The 23,311-nt window shown below is 49.8% G+C and carries 12 protein-coding genes, 1 tRNA gene and 2 riboswitches; of the genes, 11 read left to right on the top strand and 2 right to left on the bottom strand.

The window, feature by feature from the left end; translation table 11 throughout:
- The first annotated feature begins 173 nt into the window (after nt 1-173).
- The 7 genes from RFF05_RS03170 (at nt 174) to RFF05_RS03140 (ending at nt 18,890) form a co-directional block, all read left to right on the top strand.
- Complete coding sequence (locus RFF05_RS03170) at nt 174-494, top strand: hypothetical protein (protein WP_409968982.1); 321 nt, start codon at nt 174-176, stop codon at nt 492-494.
- Nucleotides 491-12,856: an InlB B-repeat-containing protein gene (locus RFF05_RS03165; RefSeq protein ID WP_409968981.1), complete on the top strand. Its 12,366-nt coding sequence runs from the start codon at nt 491-493 to the stop codon at nt 12,854-12,856. The genes RFF05_RS03170 and RFF05_RS03165 overlap by 4 nt, the downstream gene beginning before the upstream one ends.
- Before the next feature lie 410 nt (nt 12,857-13,266).
- Nucleotides 13,267-15,159 (top strand): diguanylate cyclase, encoded by a 1,893-nt coding sequence (locus tag RFF05_RS03160; protein ID WP_409968980.1) that lies wholly within the window; start codon nt 13,267-13,269, stop codon nt 15,157-15,159.
- 64 nt (nt 15,160-15,223) lie between these two features.
- Nucleotides 15,224-16,321 (top strand): Gfo/Idh/MocA family protein, encoded by a 1,098-nt coding sequence (locus RFF05_RS03155; protein ID WP_409968979.1) that lies wholly within the window; start codon nt 15,224-15,226, stop codon nt 16,319-16,321.
- A 157-nt stretch (nt 16,322-16,478) separates the two neighbouring features.
- A riboswitch (purine riboswitch) is annotated at nt 16,479-16,587 on the top strand.
- A 56-nt stretch (nt 16,588-16,643) separates the two neighbouring features.
- The gene (locus tag RFF05_RS03150) at nt 16,644-17,894 is read left to right on the top strand and encodes an amidohydrolase family protein (protein ID WP_409968978.1); all 1,251 of its coding nucleotides are present in this window, start codon (nt 16,644-16,646) and stop codon (nt 17,892-17,894) included.
- Nucleotides 17,895-17,958: 64 nt separating this feature from the next.
- On the top strand, nt 17,959-18,129 hold the full coding sequence (locus RFF05_RS03145; RefSeq protein ID WP_409968977.1) for a hypothetical protein: 171 nt from the start codon (nt 17,959-17,961) through the stop codon (nt 18,127-18,129).
- 89 nt (nt 18,130-18,218) lie between these two features.
- A complete protein-coding gene (locus tag RFF05_RS03140) occupies nt 18,219-18,890 on the top strand; it encodes a M48 family metallopeptidase (RefSeq protein ID WP_409968976.1) in 672 nt (223 codons plus the stop codon).
- Between the two features lie 20 nt (nt 18,891-18,910).
- On the opposite strand, the gene RFF05_RS03135 is transcribed toward RFF05_RS03140, so the two are convergent.
- Entirely contained in the window at nt 18,911-19,597 is a 687-nt protein-coding gene (locus RFF05_RS03135) for a histidine phosphatase family protein (protein WP_409968975.1), read from the bottom strand.
- 89 nt (nt 19,598-19,686) lie between these two features.
- Nucleotides 19,687-19,821, top strand: a riboswitch (cobalamin riboswitch).
- A gap of 146 nt (nt 19,822-19,967) precedes the next feature.
- Between RFF05_RS03135 and RFF05_RS03130 the strand changes: the two genes are divergently transcribed.
- The 4 genes from RFF05_RS03130 (at nt 19,968) to RFF05_RS03115 (ending at nt 22,654) form a co-directional block, all read left to right on the top strand.
- The gene (locus RFF05_RS03130) at nt 19,968-20,756 is read left to right on the top strand and encodes a sirohydrochlorin cobaltochelatase (RefSeq protein ID WP_409968974.1); all 789 of its coding nucleotides are present in this window, start codon (nt 19,968-19,970) and stop codon (nt 20,754-20,756) included.
- Entirely contained in the window at nt 20,753-21,442 is a 690-nt protein-coding gene (gene cobI, locus RFF05_RS03125) for a precorrin-2 C(20)-methyltransferase (protein ID WP_409968973.1), read from the top strand. Before RFF05_RS03130 ends, cobI begins: the two co-directional genes overlap by 4 nt.
- Nucleotides 21,443-21,642: 200 nt before the next feature.
- A complete protein-coding gene (locus RFF05_RS03120; protein WP_409968972.1) occupies nt 21,643-22,509 on the top strand; it encodes a tRNA 2-thiocytidine biosynthesis TtcA family protein in 867 nt (288 codons plus the stop codon).
- 71 nt (nt 22,510-22,580) lie between these two features.
- Nucleotides 22,581-22,654: transfer RNA gene (locus RFF05_RS03115), tRNA-Gln, on the top strand.
- A gap of 271 nt (nt 22,655-22,925) precedes the next feature.
- On the opposite strand, the gene RFF05_RS03110 is transcribed toward RFF05_RS03115, so the two are convergent.
- Nucleotides 22,926-23,303 (bottom strand): response regulator, encoded by a 378-nt coding sequence (locus RFF05_RS03110; RefSeq protein WP_409968971.1) that lies wholly within the window; start codon nt 23,301-23,303, stop codon nt 22,926-22,928.
- Nucleotides 23,304-23,311 lie beyond the last annotated feature (8 nt).

Genomic DNA, 23,311 nt, shown 5'->3' with positions numbered 1-23,311 from the left:
TAGACGTAGGGAACGGTCTTGACTGTTCCGCTTGTGAGGTAGTTTTCTACCTGTGAGGCGGAATGGGCAAGGCTGTTTCTTTTTTTTGAAAAATTTTTCCAATTTAGGTGCGTAGTTTGCCCTTTTTTTGTACCTATATAAGTAAGGACAAAAATTTAGGAAGGATGTGACCTATGTATAGCACCCAAACCAGACTTGCGTTAGTACACGCACGAGTAGAACAGCACAAAAAACGACAGCGTGAGGGCTGGATTGTCAGGTTATCCATGCTCTGTTGCGGACTGTTGGCTCTAGACATGGCAGTGATGATTGCCATCGGTGACCACGGCTATTACGACAGCCCAGAGCATTGGCTCTATGGTGCCAGCTTGCTCCCCAGCAACATCGGGGGCTATGTATTGGTGGCCATTATCGCCTTTGTCATTGCCGTGGCGGTGACAGTGCTCTGTATGAAAAATCAAGAACAGCGAAAACAAGAGGAGGAAGAATTATGAAAAAGTTTTTAGCGTGGGCATTGACGCTCATCATGACCACCCAACTGCTGCCCCTCACCGTGTGGGCGGCAGAGTTGACACCTGCAGAAGAACCCCAAGTGGTGGAATCGCAGGAAACTGACCCTGTGGTAGACGCCTATTTGGAGGATGCCGCCACTGCCACCATGGACGACGCCACCATGGCCAATCTGAACAGTATCTGGCAACAGCTAGAAACCACTGGTTTGGTGGCCTATAGCGAACTTGACAAATCCACGAAAGTGTTGGATTTGTCTGCCTTTGACGACAGTTACCTCACCACCAACACGGTGGCTTCTACGGTGCAGCTGGAGTTGGGCACTGTCACCGTGCCAGCAGGGGAGACCTCCTCCTTCCGTTGGGATATTATTGGCCTCAACCCCACTTGGACCCTGAGCCTTGTGGTGTCGGGGGTGGGGAGCTATAATTCTGGCTCTCAGGTCTATTTGACCAACTCCACCGATACAGCAAAAGAATTTACCCTTAAAATCTATGTGAAGTATGCGCCAAGCTCTGGCTACGACACAGCCATGATGGATTTTGACGGCTATACAGGCATGATTTATAACGCCCTGTCCTTTTCTAACCCTGTGAATATGATGTTCTATCAAGACGGCGTTTTCCGAGATAACGGCACCGTGTTTATGGGCTATGACAAAACCTATCCCTTCTATGGCTATGACGCCAGCACCACTTGGGTCACCTCATATACAGGCAAATATGGTGGCGTTAATTGGGGTGGTGTTTCTGACATAGATCTTTATTGGAGCTTTTTCAATACGTTAGACCAGATGGAAACGGACTATAAACTGTTTGAAAATACCGCCAATACCATTTTCGCCAATGGTGAGCACCGCTACAGCATCCAAACCGACTGGACCATGTCTGGGTTTGTAGCCTCTGGCTATACCCTTGATGGCGTTTGGATGAAAAATGCCAGCATCTGGCCATATGATGACAGTGGTAAAATGGGGGTAAGTTCTTACAATACCTCCAGCAATTATAATGCTACGGAATATCGGGTCGCACCCTATGCCCCTTTTAGTCAAATGGATGATTATAGTGATGATGTGTATGCTCAATTCCCCGTGTTCTTCTACTTAAACGCATCAAACACAGACTTCACCATTCAAAATACCTTGGAAATGGATGTGTGGGGGGAGGGAATCCCTACCCACTTCTACTTAGAAGGTACCCCCAATTATATAGGCACAACAAGCTCGCTAACCCTTCAAAATGGGGAAACCACCAAGGATTCCATTTTCCAAACCTATACCGACAGCCCTTCTATCGAAATTTACGACACCTTCGCCCCCACGGTTGTGGATGTGTACACCAACGATGGCTTCTCTTTGGTTGACGGGGCAAGCGCTGGCGATTACACCTACTATAGCGGTCAATATGTGCCCATCACCTTGGAATTTTCCGAACCAGTGGATGGGTCGAAGCTGTCGGTCACCATCAATGGCGTGACCTATAGCGCCGCTGACTTGCACATGAACACCGTCTCTGCCACCCAAACCGCATGGTATCAAGTGCAAGACGTGGACAGCACCTACATTTTGGTGTCTGAAGTGACAGGTTTGGTAGACCTGTTTGGCAACACCACCGCCTCTCAAAATAATAGCGGTGCCAACTGGCCTTGCACCAACGTCACCTTGGAATCCGTTCTGATGCGCAACAGCGTGACAGGGATTGCAGTGGACACCGCAGGTCAAACCGTCACCTTGACCTTGGATCAAGCGGAAGAATATCAAACCAAATATGCCGCTTATTATCAAGCTTATGGAAGCGCTCCTTTCACCGCAGATGTGATTGCCCCCGATGGCTCTGTGTTTGCAGAGGGTATCCAATTTGGCTTTGACGAAGTTTACGATACAACGTTGTTAAAAAATATTCTTGTCCCCTCTGCCACCTTACCAGACCTGCCTGTGGTGGACGAGGAACAAACCTACACCGTTCAAATCACCGCCTACGAAAGTAGCGAAGATACCACAGGCTTCCACTTGTGGTGGTACGACACAGGCTATGGTAGCGTGGCCAAAACCCAATTGGAAAGCGTGGAGATTGTTTACCCTGTTGACGACACTCAAACCCTGTCTTTGACGGAATCCTATACCCCCACCTTGAGTGTGAACTACACCCCGTCTGACCTGACCTGCCCCGGTGGCACATGGAGCAGTAGCGATGAAACCATTGCCACCATTGATGCAGACGGCCGTGTGGCGCTGACAGGCGACAAGGTCGGCACCGTGTCCTTCGCCTTCACCGCCAACAACGGCACCGATGACACCGGTGATGACAAAACCGCCACCACCCACACATATACCGTGTTGGCTGGTGACGACGTATCCTTGCTCATTCCCGATACCTTCCAAAACATTGTGGTGCGGCAATACAAGGCCACCACCGTGTTCTGGAGCAGTAACGCCAACTTGATGGACGGTTATGGCACCGTGGAATACAAGGTGGAAGTGTTTGCAGGCAACTTTGCCACAGCGGATGCAATCAATGTCGAAGCTGTGTACAGTGCCACCTTCTCCGATGCAGTCAATTCCTATGTGATTCCAGAAAATACATTCACTGAACTCTCTACCGACGGTAAGGCAAACTACACCATCTGTGTATCCATTCCTGCCACCGCCACCACTGTGGAGCTGACGGCACTGGCGTGGGTGACGGTGAACGCAGAAGCCGCAGGCATTACCTTGACACCACCGACGTCTTTGTACTTAACCGATGCAGCGACTTCTATGAATATCGGTTGGGATATTACCAATTATGCCATCACTACGGAAGGCACCTTGACCATTACTAGAATCGAAGAAGATGACACCGTTACTAAGCAAGAGCTTACACCGTTTTCCTCTGCAACTGGCACGTACAAGGTTGACCTTGAGGACGTTAAAACTGGTTATTTGAAAGACACCTACATGGTCACGGCCAGCGTGGTCAACAGCGCCACCGATGCCGATGACATGGATGGCTTCATCTTCTACGTCTACAACGACGATGCACTGGAAATTGAGATTGACGGTAACAAAGAGACCGCTATCACCTTGAGCAACACCAGCGCGGTCAGTGGCACGTTGCCCACCACCACCGCCGACATTCTGGCGCTCCGTGAAGAGTTGGCGCTGATTGAATACATCGGCATCAACTACGACGACTATAGCTGGAGTATGCTCAAAGACGGCATTGCGTGGAGCACCTCTAATGATGTGGTGTCCATCAATTACAAGCAAGGCACGCTCTACGAAAACATCGACAACTTCACCATGGAAACCTATCTGCCCCAGACCCAACTGCTGCTCTCCTCGGTGACAGACGGCACCGCCACCATCACTGCCACCCATGCCAACACAGGCATGAGCGACAGCGTGGATGTGACCATCGACACATTGCGAGATGAATTTTACCTCTTCCAAATCAGCCCCATGCTGACCACCAAGCTGACCTACATCGATGGTCAGGGTGACGAGAAATCTGTCTGGACAAACAGCGATGGGTATTTAGCCCTATACGAGCCAAACGGCATCAATAGTGAGGTTGACCTTTGGGCGAAAACAGGGGACACCGTCTATCTTGGCTCCATCGCCCAATCCGACTTGACCTCTGGGGAACGAGACTCCACCATGCTCCAGCTCTATCCCCTCAACGCCACCACCATGCGCCAAGTGGCACAGCTAGATTTGTATGTCACAAACCCTGATGGCTCCCCCTTTGTGGGTAGTTTGACCCTTCGTGGCGGTGTGTATGTGGATGGTGTCTACGCCGACCAAGCCCAATTACGGGGCAATGGGGAGGACGAGGATTCGTTGTACGATGGCGACGTAGACCAGACCGTCACCATCACCGACGGCTATCTCACCGTCAACTTTAACTCTACCCAATTCTGGTCACAAGCGGAAGGGCAAACGCAAGCTAACGCAGAAGCCCTCACCGCCAAAAACGACACCCAGTACATCCTAGAACTGTCTGACATTATAAGTGGCTCTACGGAATATTATCCCCAACTGGTCTATTCCAACGCCACCATGTCCCTAGACGATATTATGTACTCCGCCAGTAGCATCATCACTTTGGAAGATGCCACAGGCAATACTGACACGCCCTTTATCGCCAACCAATATTTCTTATATGAGGGGCTTTCTCGTGAACTAGATATTCAAACCTTCACAGGGCGCATTGGCCCCAACGCCAACTACGAAAGCGCCACCGTGTACACCAATATGCTGCTCTGGGGCGAAGATGCCAGCACAGGCTACACCATATACGCTGTGGATGAAAATGGCTATCAACCAACGGAATCCATGAACAAATCCGCAGAATTTACCTATCCATTCTCCTCCATTCCTGTGGTGGGTAACACCTTAACCTTGACCAAAGAAACCATGACCGACTCTGGATGGATTACCGAAATGACCGACCGTGGCATTAAAATGCGCCTATCCAGCGCCACGGCCTTGGTCTCAGAAAAAACCATGCCTTGGCGTGTACTGGACATGACCAACGTGGAAGACGTGATGAAAAACAGCGATGTGTCCACCATGGTGTCTGAAATGTTCTCTGGTAGTTCTTTGGGTGAATCCTCCACATCAGAAAATGGCAATGCCATCATCTCTGGGCTTATGGGCTTTGTCACGCCCTTCATCAGTAACATTGGCGGCTCACCGTTTAACATCATCATCACGCCCACGGAAAATAACGCCGTGTTCAACTGCCTGATCTGGGGCGGTTACGACGGCATGGGCTTAGATGAAGTGGACTATAGCGAAACTGGCCTTGCCCTAGAAAGCGACACCATGAACGCCTCTATCAGCATGACTGGCGTCTCTGATTTGATGGGCATGGCTGGTGGCGACGGTGACGACGACACTGGTGATTCCAATAGAACAGGCAGTTGGAGCGCCAGCTTTGAAGGCCAACTCCAAGGCTATTACCAAGGGGAAATCTCCTATAATTTCACCACTGGCAGATGGGAAATGCACGTTTTGGAAGGCGGCTTCACCGCAGGGTTCCAAGGGGCTGCCAGCTTTAGCGTGGACGCTTCTGCCTCTGGTATCCCTCTATTCATAGAAGTGGAACTAGGTGGCGCTGTCCAGCTGGACTTTAATATGGCAACCCGTTACCAACAAATCGGCTCCAACATGTGGGCAGATTCTGTAACCAGTGAAACCGTCAACGATTACCTCACCACCTTGCGTTTGCTGGCTTCTGCTGGGGTGTTTGGTGGCGTGGGCTTTGACTATTCCATTGTCGCCCTGAAAATTGGCCCCTATGGGGAGGCCAGTATCGATAGCTCTAATCTGTTTTTAACCCGTGATTATCTGGCAGACACAGAGGCGCAGAATACCGATGGACAATACCTGTCCATTGACGGCGAAATTGGTGCCAAACTGGAGGCCACCTTCTTAATTTTCTCCACAGAGGTCATCTTCGGCTCTGGCAGTGCGTCCTATGCGTGGGATTGGGATGCGTCCACTGTCCAAAACTATTGGGATGAGGCCGCCACCTATGGCACAGGTCTCAACGATTTGAACGCTTATTCCACCCAATATGCCACCACTGCCGATATCACCGCCTTGACCTCTTCTACCACCTTGCAAAGCCGTGACTATCTCAGCGAGCCCAGCGTGTGGGCATCTCCCATTATGAGTCGTTCACTGGACACCGCCAGTGGCTTGTCCGCCCTACAAACCAACGCAAACCCCTCCAGTTACCCTGTGGTGTCTGACGATGGGTATCATCTGCTCTATATCAGCGACCAAGGCATCGACAGCATTTACTCCAACCGTGTCTATGCCACCACCAAATTTGGCACCACCTACCTAGAAGGCTCTGCCATTGACACTGGCATTGGCTATGGGGATAGCAACGTGTCCGTCTCTGGCTCTGAAGACTTCGCCGCCGCCGCATGGGTGCGGATGACCAGTGACATTGAAGGCAAAGACGCTGGTGACGCCGTCACCACCGAAGAACAAGTCCTGCTCCTCAACAGCACCGAAATCATGGTGTCCTTGTGGAGCGGTTCCACTTGGACGACTAGCACCTTGACCACCAACGGCACCCCCGACATTGCACCTGTGGTAGCCACCAACGGCACCGACAAAGCCATTGTGGCTTGGCGGTCTGTCTACTCTGGCACAGGCGACGATTTGATGAACTTTGAAGCCCAGGATTACATCATGTACAGCGTGTATGATGGTGATACTTGGAGTGAAGCCAAAACCCTGTACAACGGTAGCACAGGCTCTGTCATGGGCATCGATGCCCAAATGCTCCCCGATGGCACCGCCATGGTGGCCTATTCCATCGACCGTGATAGCACCGATGGGGATGTGACCGACTACGAAATCGCTTACAGCATCGTGGACAACACTGGTGATTTGGCACTGTCTACCGTGGTCACCAGTGACAACTATTTGGACGAAAATCCACAAATTGTAGTGGCTGACTTTGGCAGTGATGATGAGCGTTTCGTGCTGGGTTGGTATACCAGCATGGATAACGTGGGGGATATTCGTCTGTTGGCAGTGAACAGTGATGGCATCGTGTCCAACACCTTCCCAGAATCACTGGCGAAAATCACTGCCACCACTAGCACCACCATCAGCAGTGATTTCCAATTCGCCCACATGGACAGCGATTACAATGACCTTGAAAATCTCACTATTTTGTGGGAAGACATCATCACCACCGACACTGGGGAAGCTGATTACAGCGTGATTCGTGCCGTCAGCTTTACAGATAACGGTAGCAACAACATCGGTCTCACCGCCATGGGCACACTGGCAGAGCTACCCTCTAGCACCTTGCTTGACCATTTTGACGCTTACGTCAGTGGCACCAATGAGGTGAAGGCCGTTATCCAATCCACCTATTATGACAAAGCCAACACAACCCCCATCCAATACAGTTGGTACGACAGCGTGGCAGGGGAAACCAAATACAGCACCGTGAACATCCCCAGCGAAACCACCATGCTCTACACCGCCACGGAAACCTTTGAAAACCGGGTGGAAGTGCAAGCCGCCATCCCTGATTATCAAAACCTTACCCTCAACTCCTACAATGCCATCCAATTCTCCGTGTTCAACGGCGGCTTGGAGAATATTGAAAGCATCAGCATTACCATAGACGGCAAAGAAACCACATATAGTGGCCTTGATTTGGCACCCAATGACAGCACCATCCTCACCTATTGGCACGTCATTGGCGACACGGTGGAAGACACCACTTACACCTTGGAAGCCACCTTTGAAAGTGGCGATACCAAGACGGCAAATGGCAACATTTACCTAGATTATCCCGATGTGGGCATCTCCCAAATGACCACCGTCAGTGAGGTGGACGGCATCCGCACCATCCGCATGAGCTTGTACAATTCTAGCATTGCCACCCTGTCTGGCGATAAGGGGCGCAGCGTGGAAATCGCCTTCTACGATGGGGCAGAGGCAGACTATGCAAACCCACAAGCCTTGACCTATACAGGTAGTGAAAGCGGTATTTCCTTCTCTGACGGCGTGTTGACCATTTCTGGGGAAGAAAACCTAGAGCGCATCGACAACGGTGTGTTTATGGTGGAGCTGACCTATGATGTGAAAGCGTACGTGGAAAAAACCCTAGAACTAACGGAAATTCCCGACAGTGGGGTGCGTCTCTATGCCGACATGGACATTGTGGACGGCGAGCGTGTGCTCCCTGAGCTGAACGCCGTCGACAACTTTGCCTCTGTGACCTTTGAGAGCCTCCTCAGTCGCACAAACGAAACGGTCACCTTGGACATTGACCAGTCTAACTCTGAAACCGCCACCACCGCTACCATCACCTTGAAAAACAATTCCCTCCAAACCCAAACCGCTGGTGGCGCTATGATTGTCAGCTTGCTAGATGAAAATGGCAACGCTTTGGAGCAAAAGCAGGTCTACATCGGCTCTGGTAAAATCACAGGGGAAGCGGTTTACAGCGAAACTGTGACCTTTAGCCAAGTAGGCAGTAGCGTCAGCGTGGTCTATGGGGAGCTGGTGACTGGTAGCACCGAATTGGCTGTACTCAGCTTGGGTAGCATCAACCTGTCGGGCAGTGACTTCGCCTATTATGGATATTACTCTAGCGAAGGGTATGATGCCTATGGCATCAGACTGTCTGGGCTAGCAAAGGGCACCTATTTATTGGACTATGCAACAGCAGACCAAGGCGCTGAGGTCACGGTCACCTGCAATGACGTGGCTGTAGAATATGGTGAGGAAGTGAGTCTTGACTATACCAACTACAACACCATCATCTTAACCGTAACCCTAGACAATGCCACCACATCCCAATACACCATTTATGTTTCTACCGACGGGGCACAAACCATTGACATCACCCCCACTGCCGATGTCAATGGCACCTTGGCAAGCTATGACGTCGTCAGTGTAGACTACAATTCCAATTGGAGTGACATTTATTATCTCTCCATGCCCACAGCCTATGGCCATGAACACTATGTGTTCGACGCTTGGTATTATACCGATGACACCAAAGTGGATTGGACAGATGTCTTCACTGCAAATACCACATTGGTTGCAAAATTCACCAAGCAAGTCTACTCCGTCAGCGATTACACTGGAGATGCAGCGACTTTGACGTATGAAAGTGGCGAAAACAGCCTTTTTAACTCTGGAGATAACAAAACCTTCACCGTCACCCAAAATGCAGGCTATATTTTGGACACTGTGTACTATGAAATTGACGGCGTGCGTTACGATATGACCGACAGTGGGGGAGGCGTATACACCACCACGGTGGAAAATGCCGCCAACAACTTCAGCGTCTATGCCACTGGCACCCGCTACTACACCATGACATTCCAAGCTGGTGAAGGCACGACCATGGACACCGTTACCTACTATTCTCGTGACTGGCGAGATGCGTCCAGTAATCGTGGGCTTTACGAAACCTTGGAGGATTTGCTGGCAAAAGAAAATGCCATTGGGGTAGAGGATTTGCCAACACCTGTTGCCAACGAAGGCCATCGCATCGGCACAGATAGTCAAGAATCCCAAAGCGAAACCCGATGGACTGACTCCGATGGGGTGGGTGTCTACTCCGTCTTTGCCATTGAGACTTGGGCAACGGAAAACGAAACCTTCACCGCCCGTGCCATCAAGGTTTGGGACACCAGTTTCGTCTCTGGCGACAGCAACGGCACCGTAGGCATAGAATCTAACGGTATCTACGACGAAGGCACCGCCATCACCTTGCCAACGGTGACACCAAATGACGGCTATGTGCTAGACAGTTGGAATGCAGAGGTGACAGATGGCACCGTCACCTCTGGTGATGGCACCCAATCTGGTTTGACCGAAACCTTCACCGCCACCTTTAAGGCTGGCTCTTGGAACATTTACTATCCCACCAATTTGGAAGGGGTCAGTGTGTCCAATGCAGCAACAGCCATCACCTTTGGAACTGAAGCCTCCTTTGAGCTATCCTCTAGCCTATACACAGTAGATGGTGTGTATTACACCGTAGCTGGCACCAATACTAAAATACTGTTGACTGACCAAGGCAGCGGCACCTACACCATCCCAGCTTCTGCCATCACAGGGGACATTTCCATCACCATTGAAGCCGCTGGCGTGCAAACGGGCTACTTTATGGCAGGTGCCAACGGCACCGTCACAGGGCAAACCGCCATGAACGTGGCAACCAATGACACAGTGGATACCACCAATGTTATCATCACCCCAGACACAGGCTATGAGCTGGACGCATGGTCACCTGCCGACCCTGCAACCACAGCCATTTCCGCCGCCACCACCTTCACCGCTGGCTTTAAGGCTTGCACTTATACATTGACTTTGGATGCTTTGGTTGGGACTTATTATGGTTTGGATGACTATAGTACAGAAATCACCGTCACCTACGGCGAGCCCATGGGGGATTTGGTGGTCATACCAGCCATGGAATACATGGACGAATACATCCCCTTCATCGGTTGGTATATTGATGGCAACAAAATTTCCGCAGGTGATATTTGGACATACACTGAAGACCAAACCGCAACACCGAGCTGGTGGTATGATTTCACCTTCAATTTCTACGATTCCGTGGATAACACCTTGTTGAGCACCCAATATGTGGATAACACCTATACCTATTTGCAACAGCCAGCCAACCCAACACGAGAAGGCTATACCTTTGAAAATTGGTATGAAGAAGGGGTGTCTCAACCCTTTGACTTCTCCATAGAACCAGATGGCACCCAACTCATTTTCAACCTCTACGCCCAATGGACGGCCAACGACTACACCTTGGCCTTTGACCTAGTCAGTGGCACAGGCTCTGCAGCAAGCAAAACTGTCACCTATGGCAGTGCCATTGGCACACTGGGTACCCCCACCAAGGCTGGCTACACCTTTGACGGTTGGAGCATTGGTGGCGTGGAAATCACCGCCGACACCATCTGGAGCTATGACGAGGGCAAAACCGCTGTGGCAAACTGGGTGGCCACAGGTGGCACCGCCTACACGGTCATCCACGAACAGCAAAACCTAGATGGTAGCTACAGCGTATTTGAAACCGAGAACAAAACAGGCTACGCTGGCACCACCGTGACCCCATCGGTGAAGCGTTACACAGGATTCACTTCTCCAAGCACACAAAGTGAAACCATTGCAGGGGATGGCTCTTTGGTGATTACCTACGAGTATGCCAGAACCTTGCATGACATCGAATTTGTGGTCAGCAGCAACGCCACCACCTCTGGCACCTTGACCTACACCGACGTGATGTACGGTGACACCATCACCGTACCCATCGTCAACCCCAAAACTGGCTACACCTTCGACGGCTGGGATAAGACCGTGTCCACCACCGTCACAGGGGATGTGACCTACATCGCACAGGTGAACATCATCGTCTGCACCGTGCAATTCCTAAACGATGTGGATAACACCGCCATCGATGTGCAAAAAGTGAACTATGGCGACACCTTGACCTTGCCTGACACCAACACCCTTAGCTTCTACGGCTATGAGTTTAGCGGTTGGAGCAGTTACACTTACATCGTTACCTCTGATGTCACCATCTACGCCTATTGGACGCCCATCCAATACAAGGTCAGCTTTGATGCCAACGGCGGTGAAGGCATTATGGGCAACCAAACCTTTAGTTATGGCGAACCCAAATCCCTCACCGCCAACGCATATGTCCACGACACTGGGGACTTTATGGGCTGGTCTATTGATAGCACCGTGGCCGCCAGCTATGAAGACCAAGCCGTGGTGTCCACCTTGAGCACCACCGCCAACGAAATTGTGCCCCTCTACGCCATTTGGGGCGTGGATGTGACATGGGACTATAACGACGGCGCAACCGCCAATACCGTCACCCAAGAAGGTATCGGCCTTGCCATCACAGTGCCCACCAACCCCAGCCGCAGTGGCTATACCTTCGACGGTTGGTTCTTAGCCGATGGCGACCCTTATGACTTTGCCACCCTTGTGACAGAGGCCTTCACCCTAACTGCTCAATGGACAGAAATCCCCACCTCCAGCGGTTCTGGCACCAGCTACTACGCATCCACCGTGACCACTGCCCAAAACGGCACCGTCACCCTTAGCGGTAGCAAAAACACCATGAATACCACCGTTACCATCACTCCAACCCCAGACGATGGCTATGCAGTTGATACTGTCACCGTGGCCTATGCTTCTGGCAAGACCGTGAGCGTTACTGCCCAATCCAATGGCACCTATACCTATCTCCAACCCGGCGCTGGTGTTACCATCACGGTCACCTTTGTCCCAGTGGATGGAGAAGGGGAGACCATTTCCTTCTCCGATGTGTCCACCACAGCTTACTATTATGACGCAGTGGTGTGGGCTGTGGAAAACGGCATCACCGCAGGCTACGCCGATGGCACCTTCCGCCCCACAGCCACCTGCACCCGTGCCCAAGCGGTCACCTTCTTGTGGCGTGCCGCTGGGGAACCACAAGCCACTATCGACAATCCCTTTGCCGATTTGGATGCCGATAGCTATTACTACGAAGCCGTGCTCTGGGCAGTGTCCGAGGGCATCACCGCTGGCACCACTGCTACCACCTTTAGCCCCAACGAAGATTGCTCCCGTGGGCAGATTGTCACCTTCCTCTACCGTGCCGCTGACGAGCCAGAAGTCGCAATTTCTAGTGGCTTCACCGATGTGGATACCGATAGCTACTGCTACAATGCAGTCCTCTGGACTGTGGAAAATGGCATCACCAACGGCACCACCGAGATAACCTTCAGCCCCAACAGCCTGTGCAATAGAGGTCAAATTGTCACCTTCCTGTATCGCAACTTGGGCGAGTAACCATGTATCCGTTCAAAAGAATAGCGTAAAAGAACCGAGAGCAATGGCATAGCCATGTGGAAAAACCTATACAAAATTTTACAATATTGTTAGACAAAGGATTTTTATTGTGATATCATAGAAACATATAGGTTTTTGCACATGGCTTCGCCATAGCTCTTGCTGGTGCAAGAGCGTTCTTCGAGCGTGCAAAAAGCCGTCACGCACCTGCCATGGGGCTAACGCCCCTACTGGGCTGCACCCAGCCCCTCTTGCGAGGGGGGGCAGGTTTGTATAGGTTTTGTCTGACCAAGGGACACTTTGGCCAACGCTAGAGCAAGGACGAAGCCTTAGATAAAAATCTTGTTTTATTGTAGACGGAGGGGGTGAGGCTATTTATGCAAAAAATTATTATGCGCGCTGGCATATTTATGTTTATCGTATTTTTAATTCTTACCTTTTTTATCAACTGGGGTGTGCGCTATAAAATCGAGGAGAGTCGATTTGTCAGCGAGGCAGAGAGCCTTTTCTGGCAGATAGATCAAATTATCGAAGACAACGACGAATCCGTTGCTGAAATTGTAGATGAGTTCTCCCAACAATGCCTCACCAATGCCCTCACAGCTGCCTATATGGCAGAGGCCAACCCTGAGCTCTATACGGATATCGACGCTCTGGCAGCAGTGGCAGAATTGCTTGGGGTGGATGAGATTCACTTTTTTGACACGGATGGGAACCTCTATTTTGGCACCCATCCAGAGTATTATGGCTATTCCTTTTCTTCTGGATCGCAGATGGGATATTTTCTCCCCATGCTAGAGGACGCCTCCTTGATGCTCTGTCAAGATATCACTCCCAATACAGCGGAATCCAAACCCATGCAGTATGCCGCTGTCTGGAACGAGAATGGCACAGGCATTGTTCAAATTGGGGTTACCCCTGACCGTGTGCTGGCTGTCCAAGAAGGCAACGACATCTCTGATGTATTTGATATGATGCCCATCAGTGACGACCAAATTTTCTTAGCCATTGACCAGAGCTCCTGTGAGATTGTAGGCTCTACGAGTGAGTCTGTGATGGAGAGCAGCGTCGCCAGTTTAGGAACGTTTCTCAGTGATGAGAATATCAGCGCCATGACGGATACTACCATTGGTGATTATGTTATTGACGGACAAACATACCTCTACCTTATCCATCACACCGACGAACTTGTCGTTGTTGACCTGTATGAGAAAGAATCTATCATGGAATCTGTCACCGTCGATAGCATCATTGTTTCTATTTATGTTTTCTTGTTTGCCGTGGTGTTTGTCATCTTTATCACCATTTATCTCAATCGCAAGATTATCCGTAGCATCATCACCATCAACAGCAAGTTAGAGCGGATTGAACAGGGCGACCTGTCCGTTACCATGGTGCAAAACAGCGTGCCTGAAATCAGGGCACTGAGTGACCACATCAACTCCATGGTGAGGAGTCTTATAAATCAAGCCCACAAGCTGTCAATGGCGTTGGATTTGGCGCAGATTCCCACGGGTATTGTGGAGTATGACTGCGTCACCCAAAAAATCACCGCCACAGGTAAGGTTCGTGAAATTCTCCATCTTTCCCTTGACGAATATAACGAATCTTTCCGCAATGCCGACACCCTAGCGTTAAAGCTTAAAGAAATCCGTGAGATAAACATCACGGAGGAAAAAAATATTCTGTGGTTTAAAGGTAGCGATATCTATATCAAAATGGAGTCCTTCCAAGACCGAGATAGTACCTTGGTGCTGTTGATGGATATCTCCAAGGAGATTCAGGAGAAAGAGATTATCAAGCAAGAGCGTGACACGGATATTCTCACTGGACTTTACAACCGCCGCGCCTTCTATTACAATGCGGAACAGAGTTTGTCCACTGCCAGTACCCCCTATTATGCCATCTGTATGATTGATTTAGACAACCTAAAAACAATCAATGATGTCTACGGTCATGAGGTAGGAGATGTATATATCAAGAGTATTGCAGATATGATTTTCTTTGAGGGGACATTTATTGCAGGGCGGCTAGGTGGCGATGAATTTGCTGTTCTTTTGTACAATGCCCCTAGCGAAGAAGCGCTCCAGCAGTATATTCGCGCTGTTGAGCAGGAGCAAGATAGCCATACCCTTGAGGTGACCCAGGGGAACGTAGTGCCCTTGGCATTTTCTATGGGCTGTGCGTTCGCAACGGTGGACGACACCGATTATATTAACTTAATTAAAATTGCCGACCATCGTATGTATCAAAACAAATGTAGCCGCAAGGGGAGTACACAAAATATTCGCTATCAAGGCTAACCCTTTGATTGGGGTGACCATAGGCTGCCTAAGAATGGAATCATTAAACATTGGAGGGACAAGTATGGGGGTTTTACGAGCAGGGATTATTGGCTGTGGCAAAGTGGCAGATTTTCACGCCAAGGCGTTTATTGCCTTGCCAGAGTCTGAATTGGTGGCAGTTTGCGGCCGTGATATGACCAAAACAGAGGCCTATGCCGCACGGTACAATGTGGCGGCTTACACCGATGTGAAAACCATGGTGCAGGAGCAAAAGTTGGATGTGGTGGCAGTGTGTTCGCCCCATCCCCTCCATGCCCAGCACGCTGTGGCGGCGGCTGATTGTGGGTGTCATGTGATGGTGGAAAAGCCATTGGCGGCCTCTTTGGCTGACTGCAACGCCATTGTAGAAGCAGCTGAGCGCAATGGGGTCACCATTGGCACGCTGGTGCAACGGCGGTTTTATCCCCCATGCGTGCGGATGAAACAAGCCATTGACGATGGCAAATTGGGCACGCCCATTTTGGGCACAGTGCATATGCTGGGCTGGCGAGATGAAGCCTATTACAACAGTGACCCATGGCGTGGCACTTGGGCTGGAGAAGGTGGCGGTGTCATGGCCACCCAAGCCACCCATCAGATTGATTTGTTGCTGTGGTTCATGGGGGACGTGGACGAGGTGTACGGCGTGCATTGTAATTTCAACCACCCCTATATCGAAGTGGAAGACACCGCGGTGGTGATTGTCAAGTTTAAAAACGGCGCCATTGGCAACTTGGTCATGAGCAACAGCCAAGACCCTGCCCTCTATGGCAAGGTGGCAGTCCATGGGTCCAATGGTGCCAGCGTTGGGGTGCAAACCGATGGCGGTGCCATGTTCATCGCAGGGGTCAGCGAAATTGAAGAAGCCCCTTATAACGACATTTGGACGATAGTAGGGGAGGTTGCGCTGAAAGAGCAGTATCAAGCCCATGATGAAGCCGCGTTTAAAGAGGCGGATATGTATTACTATCATAAGTTGCAAATGGCAGATTTTTTGCACGCCATTGTTAACGGCACCAGACCTTTGGTGGACGCCAGAGACGGACGCCGCACCACAGAGTTGTTCACCGCTGTGTACGAAAGCTGCAAGCAAAATAAACCCATTAAATTCCCCTTTACGCCTACAGTGAAGCACACGTAAGGTTATAAGGGAGGGGTTCCATCCCCTCCCTTGCCATTTCACGCAGTATAAGAAAACTGTGGAGAATACCTTGTATCGTCATTAAATTTGCTTATATCAAACATCTGTAAAAACCGTAGCCCATCCCATTGGATTTCCTTAAAAGATATGGTAAAATAAAGCTACAATCAAAATAACTCATATAACCTTGCATGATGGCATACGCTAGGCGCAAGGGTTTCTACGAAGCGGCCGACTGCTTTACTATGGGTGTCTGTGCGAGATGGAGTAACTCTATCCGTATAGGCGCTTTTTGTTTGCCATTTTATAAGGAGAAAGCAATATGAATTATACGATTTTAAAAGGAAACATTGTCTCAAGCACTGCTTTAAACCAGCTGGAAATCACAGAAAACGGATATTTGGTGGCGGCGGATGGCATCATCCAAGGGGTGTTTGCCACCTTGCCAGAGGCGTATGAAGGCCATGTGGTGCAGGATTATCGGCAAAAGTTGATTGTCCAGTCTTTCAGTGATTTGCACCTTCACGCACCCCAATATCCCATGATTGGTTTGGGCATGGATTTGCCCTTGCTAGACTGGCTCAACACCTATACCTTCCCTTTGGAAGCACGGTTTGCCGACAATGACTATGCCCGTAAAATTTACCGCCAACTGGCACAAGAATTGATTGCCAATGGCACCACACGGGTGTGTATGTTCTCATCATTGCACCGTGAAGCCACTTTGATTTTGATGGAAGAATTGGAAAATGCTGGGGTTACAGGCTATGTGGGCAAGGTGAACATGGATCGCAACAGCGGTGATGTGCTCCAAGAAACCACGGAACAATCCATGGCGGAAACTGCCTTGTGGTTGGAGCAATGTGAGAAATTTGAGCATATTCACCCCATGATTACCCCAAGATTTACACCCTCTTGCAGCGATGAATTGATGGCCTATTTGGGCAAACTAGCACAGGAGAAAAACTTGCCCATCCAATCTCATCTGTCTGAAAATGATAAGGAAATCGCATGGGTGCAAGAATTGCACCCCGATTGTGAGCAATATTGGCAGTCTTATGCAAAATATGGGCTTTGGAATGACAAAACGGTGATGGCGCACTGTGTCTGGTCGGATGAACGAGAACGTAAAGCCATGAAAGACGCAGGGGTCACCGTGGCCTTTTGCGCCAATTCTAACACCAATATCTGCTCTGGTGTCACCCCTGTCCGCGCTATGCTCAACGAAGGGTTGCAGGTTGGTTTGGGCAGTGACATTGCTGGCGGCCACCAAATTGAAATGCACCAAGTCATCGCCTCCACCATCGCCACTTCCAAGCATACCACCATGACCAATGGTGCGCCTTGTCTCACCGTGGCTGAGGGTTGGTATTTGGGCACCTCTGGTGGCAGTGAATTTTTTGGAGAACAAGCTGGCTTTGCCAAGGGCAATCCCCTCCACGCACTGGTGATTGATGACAGTCATTTGCCTCAAGTGGACAGCGTAGAAGCGCGGTTTGAGCGGAGTATTTACCGCCGACAAACTGGTGCAATCACTGCCGTATGGAGCGCAGGTCGCAAGGTTTTGGGCTGATTGGAAAAGACTGTTTCACATGATAACCCCTCAAGCGGTGCAAACTGTTTGGGGGGTGATTTTTGTGGAAAAAAAGGAACAAGCGTTAGAAATGAACTTGGCAACAACCTTAGACCCATCTAAACAGCTCTGTCCTATTTACGACGCTACGTCTATCTTGGAGTTTCCTGTGGCAAGCCCAGAGGAAATGGGTCTGCGTGTGGTGGACAATTGCTGTGAAGTGCACATCATGTAGGGTGGGGGCAAGCCCCCACCGTTTCCGTTTTATATTGCATTTTCTGCCACTTTGTGAGACAATAGAGCCACAAAGGCGGTGATACATCCATGGAGAAAATTGCATACACATTAGAGCGTAAACGGGTGAAAAATATCAATTTGCGTGTCCGTATGGATGGGTCTGTGGTGGTGTCTGCCAGCCCTAGAGTGTCTCAAGAACGGGTGGATGAATTTGTTCAATCTAAGGCGGATTTCATCCGAAAAGCCAGAGAATCTATGGGAAAAGTACGAGAAAACGCACCCGAGCCTTTGTGCTATATAACAGGGGAACAAGTGTGTTTGCTGGGGAAATGGTATACGTTACAGGTGATAGAAGGCGGCCGTCAACAGGTGGCGGAACAGGGTGATGTCCTGACCATTACCGTGAAACAAGGGGCGGATAGGGCGGTGAAAGATAAGCTGTTTCGCCAATTTTTAGCCCAACAATGTTTGTTGGAAAGTGAAAAAATTGCCCAGCAGGTGTTCGCCAAAATGGCGTATTTGGGCATCAAAATGCCTACGCTCCGTGTGCGGTCTATGACCTCGCGGTGGGGTTCTTGCCTGCCGACGAAAGGGGCCATTACCATCAATACCAAGCTGATGGAGCGACCGTTGGGGTGCTTGTATTACGTGATGCTCCACGAGTTTTGCCATCTGGTGCACCCCAATCACTCTAAGGATTTTTATAACTTGGTGGCGCAGTTTATGCCAGATTGGAAGGCGTGGAAACAGTTGCTATAACGAGAAAAATCACCGTCAATTCATTGATTGACGGTGATTTTATTGTAGGTGTTCGGTCGTCCCAAAGTGACGCTATAGCCTTCGCAGGGCTTGGGTGCCCATTGGTAATGGGATTTATTTTCATGGGGAAATAGATGGGACATAATGGCGGAAATAGTGCCACCGTGAGCCACGACCAAGGCGTCGGTGTTTTGGGCAAGTAACCCTTCTAGCTGGGAAAGCACGCGACAGTGAAATTGAGCGAAGCTTTCCCCTGTGGGAGGAATGTTGTGAAAAAAATCTCCACCAATCCATGCTTGATAGTCGTTGTTGTGTTGAAGCTGGTCATAGTGTCCTAGCTCAAAAATTCCAAAGTCTACCTCTTGAAAATCAGGCAGAATGTCAAAGGCAACCGCACCATAAATAGCTTGCAGTGTCTGCTGGGTGCGGAGCAGAGGCGTGGTATAAATGGCACAACCGTGTAAGGCAGGATAGGCACCAGCGGCGGCATACGCGGCCAGTTGCTCCAGATTTTCAGGGGTGATGGGCAAGTCGGTTTTGCCACAATAGCAGTGGGTCTGGGTGGCTATGGTTTGGCCGTGACGGATGAGATGAAGAATCATAGTCCGCCACCCAGTGGTTGCAGGTGCAATGTGGTGACGAACGGGTGTAGTAAGCCCATGGGTGTTCTCGCTTTCGTTGTGGATTTTGATTTTATGGTAACACAAAACCTTTTTTCTGGCAAGGGCACAACCCTAGAAAAATTGAAAAATATCTTTACAGTGGATGGAAAATCTGTTATACTTTACAGCAATGAAATATTCGTTTTAGCGGTGATTGACCAGCAATGAGTCAATGGGGGAAGTGCGGTGCAAATCCGACGCAGTCTTACCTCTACTGTAAGTGCCCTGTGGCACGAGCCAGATTACCCGACAACGCTAAAACGTCATGCTCCTAGGTGGGGGGTCTGGCTTCACGTGATGATGCGCTCTCTTCATACTTTTGCAGTGTGATAGGGAGCGGTTTTTTATGCCTTCATCTACATCGCATCCAAGTGATGCAACTAAATAAACTAAAATAAAGAGAGTGAGAAACAGAATGAAACAAGCTTTGATTGCGGTGTCCTTTGGCACCAGTCACCACGATACCTTGGAAAAAACCATCGTCCTATTTGAGCAAACCTTGGCAACGGCCTTCCCAGAGCGTACAGTGGTGCGAGCCTTCACATCTTCTATGATTATGAAACGCCTGAGAGAACGTGACGGCTTGGACATTCCCAATGTGGCACAGGCCTTGGAGCAATTGCTGGCACAAGGGTATGACGATGTGCTTATTCAACCAAGCCATGTAATCAATGGCGATGAATATGATAAGCTATGCGCCCAAGCGGCTCCTTTTGTCAGCAAGTTTGCCCGTTTGTCCATCGGCAGAGCGTTGCTGACCTCTGTGGAAGATTATTTTGCCGTGGCTGAGGCACTGTGTGAGCAACTGCCACTCAAAACAGAAGATACGGCCATTGTCTATATGGGTCACGGCACCACCCACCATGCCAACAGCGTCTATCCCATGCTGGAGTATGTGCTCCGTGATATGGGGCGTGAGGATGTGGTCATTGGCACTGTGGAAGGGTATCCTGCCTTTGAACAGGTGGCTGGCATTTTGTCTAAGCGCACTGGTGTGAAGAAAATTATCGCCTATCCGCTGATGATTGTGGCAGGTGACCACGCCAAAAATGATTTGGCTGGCGAGGAAGAGGACTCTTGGCGCGCCCAATTGGAAGCCATGGGCTACGCAGTGGACTGTGTGCTACAGGGGATGGGGGAACTGACCGCCATCTGTGATATTTTGTGCGCCCATGCCAAGGCAGCAGAGCAGGAGGCAGTATGAGTAAAGGGATTTTATATGGCTTAGGGGTTGGTCCTGGTGACCCAGAACTGTTGACCTTGAAAGGCGCACGGCTGTTGCGCGAAGCAGATGTGGTGGCAGTACCTGATAAAGGCAGTGGAGAAAAAACGGCTTTAAATATTGTCAAAGACCATGTGGACGAGAGCAAAGTCATCTATTGCCCCACGCCTATGGTGCGGGATATGGCGGTGCTAGATGGCGCCTATGATCAAATTGCCGATACAGTGTGTGCCCTGTTGGATGAAGGTAAAACCGTGGTGTTCATCACCTTGGGTGACCCTGCCATTTACTCCACCTATGTCTACGTCCATCAACGGGTGGTGGCACGGGGCTATGAGGCTGAATTGGTGCCGGGCGTACCTTCTTTTTGTGCAGTGGCGGCGCGGTTGGGGATGCCCCTTTGCGAGCGGTCTGAACGGTTGATGATTGTGCCAGCATCTCACAAAGATGTGGACGATTGCTTGGCTGTGGATGCCAATTATGTGTTTATGAAGGCTGGCAAAGACATCACCGCCTTGCAAGAAACCTTGGCAAATCGCAACCTGTTATCGGGTGCGTCTATGGTGGAAAACTGTGGCATGGACGGCGAGCGTGTGTACCATAAGTTTGGGGAGTTAGACGCTGTTAGCGGTTATTTTTCTGTGGTGGTGGTGAAACATCCACAGTAAAAGGCGTCATTGCCATCGCCTGTTTGCAGACTTAACGGAGAAATTTAACATCCAAGGGCTTGACTATGATGACATTGCCGTGTATCATACGGTGTACGACCACCCACGATTAAAATGCCAGTCATTGTGGAACACAACTGGCAAAATCCATCCCAAAAGATATACTTGAGTGCAATTGGGTGGCATTGAAAGGACGTTACATGGAGCAAACGAAAATCCCCCTCTGCCAAGAAGCGGAGCGGAGCCTCATTAAAAAATACCGCAAAACCCTGTGGAATCCCTTTATCGCAGGGGTGAAGCGATACAGCTTAGTGGAGCCGGGGGACAAGATTGCCGTGTGCATTTCTGGCGGCAAAGACTCCATCGTTTTGGCAAAGCTGATGCAAGAGCTACAGCGTCACACGGAGTCGCCTTTTGAGCTGGTGTTCATGGTGATGGACCCGGGATATAACCCAGAAAATCGCCAGAAAATCATCGACAATGCGGCGCTGTTAGAAATTCCTGTCACCATTTTTGACAGCGATATTTTTGCCGTCACTGAGGTGGTAGACCGCAACCCCTGTTACCTGTGCGCCAAGATGCGCCGTGGCTTTTTGTACAACAAGGCCAAGGAATTGGGGTGCAATAAAATTGCCTTGGGGCACCATTTCTCCGACGTGGTGGAAACCACGGTGATGGGGCTGTTTTATGGGGCACAAATCCAAGCCATGCCCCCCAAATTAACCAGCAAAAACTTTGAAGGCATGGAGCTAATCCGCCCCTTGTACTGCGTCCATGAAGATGCCATCATCGCATGGCGCAATTTCCACAATTTAAGCTTTTTACAGTGCGCCTGCCGCTTCACTGAAGCCCGCGATGCCGCCAACGACGGCATTGGGGAGAGCAAACGCCAAGAGATTAAGCAACTGCTGAAAACCTTGAAGGTGGGCAACCCCAACATTGAAAAAAGCGTGTTCGCCGCCATTCATGGCGTGCAGTTAGACACCATGGTGGGCTGTAAATTCCGTGGTTACACCTATGAATTTAACGATTTGTATGGCAGAAATAGTCTGGGTGAAACCGACTAAACTCCCCCTTGACTTTTCCTGTATTTGGAGTATAATATGGTTGTTCTGTCTCCCAGAAAAAGCAACCATACAGCGGATTTGTGTAAAGGTAGCACACCAGACTCTGACTCTGTTCGTGAGGGTTCGAATCCTTCATCCGCTGCCAAAAAATCCGAGTAGATTTATCTACTCGGATTTTTTACTTATTACTTATTACTTTTTCACTCTTCACTACCTTATACAGGATTTTTTGGAAGTAATAAGTAACAGTGAATAGTGAACAAGTATAGAAACGAGGTGCCTCAGAGGCAAGAAAGTGCGCTAATCATAAAATCCAAAGCCTTTGCATTTGCCCTGTGGGAATTTGATGGATTGTCTGATGAAAACGAGATGGCGCCACACAATCTATCGTGTGGCGCCATCTCTATTGATACGTATTAACCGCAAAGTGCAACCTTATCCAACACTTCAAACACTTCTTCAGCCAGATAGGGTTTGAACAGATATGGAACATCCATTTCTCTGTTTTTGGGGTTTAGATAGCGCACATTCCCCGTCATAAAAGCGATGGGTAATGTGGGGGATAATTCTCTTAACTTTTCGGCCAGTTCGTATCCGTTCATCTGGGGCATATCAATATCCAAAAGCGCAATGTCGATTGGATTGTTTCGCACAAATTCCAGCGCGTCAAACGCATTGAGGAAAAATTCTGCTGATTTTACTTTGCCATATGCGTTGACCGTATATTTGCAATTTGTAATTGCACTGGGTTCGTCGTCCACGTAGATTAAACGGATGCCTCTGTACTGTGTCATATTATTTA

Origin of the sequence: Bengtsoniella intestinalis (assembly GCF_039719005.1) — a bacterium.
Taxonomy (GTDB): domain Bacteria; phylum Bacillota; class Clostridia; order Oscillospirales; family Oscillospiraceae; genus Oscillibacter; species Oscillibacter intestinalis.
This window is presented reverse-complemented; position numbering and strand designations above follow the sequence as displayed.

Coding starts and splice junctions, on each gene's coding strand:
- RFF05_RS03140 (WP_409968976.1), top strand. CDS start 18,219: ATGGAGAAAATTGCATACACATTAGAGCGTAAACGGGTGAAAAATATC.
- RFF05_RS03110 (WP_409968971.1), bottom strand. CDS start 23,303: ATGACACAGTACAGAGGCATCCGTTTAATCTACGTGGACGACGAACCC.
- cobI (WP_409968973.1), top strand. CDS start 20,753: ATGAGTAAAGGGATTTTATATGGCTTAGGGGTTGGTCCTGGTGACCCA.
- RFF05_RS03155 (WP_409968979.1), top strand. CDS start 15,224: ATGGGGGTTTTACGAGCAGGGATTATTGGCTGTGGCAAAGTGGCAGAT.
- RFF05_RS03160 (WP_409968980.1), top strand. CDS start 13,267: ATGTTTATCGTATTTTTAATTCTTACCTTTTTTATCAACTGGGGTGTG.
- RFF05_RS03165 (WP_409968981.1), top strand. CDS start 491: ATGAAAAAGTTTTTAGCGTGGGCATTGACGCTCATCATGACCACCCAA.
- RFF05_RS03120 (WP_409968972.1), top strand. CDS start 21,643: ATGGAGCAAACGAAAATCCCCCTCTGCCAAGAAGCGGAGCGGAGCCTC.
- RFF05_RS03150 (WP_409968978.1), top strand. CDS start 16,644: ATGAATTATACGATTTTAAAAGGAAACATTGTCTCAAGCACTGCTTTA.
- RFF05_RS03170 (WP_409968982.1), top strand. CDS start 174: ATGTATAGCACCCAAACCAGACTTGCGTTAGTACACGCACGAGTAGAA.
- RFF05_RS03130 (WP_409968974.1), top strand. CDS start 19,968: ATGAAACAAGCTTTGATTGCGGTGTCCTTTGGCACCAGTCACCACGAT.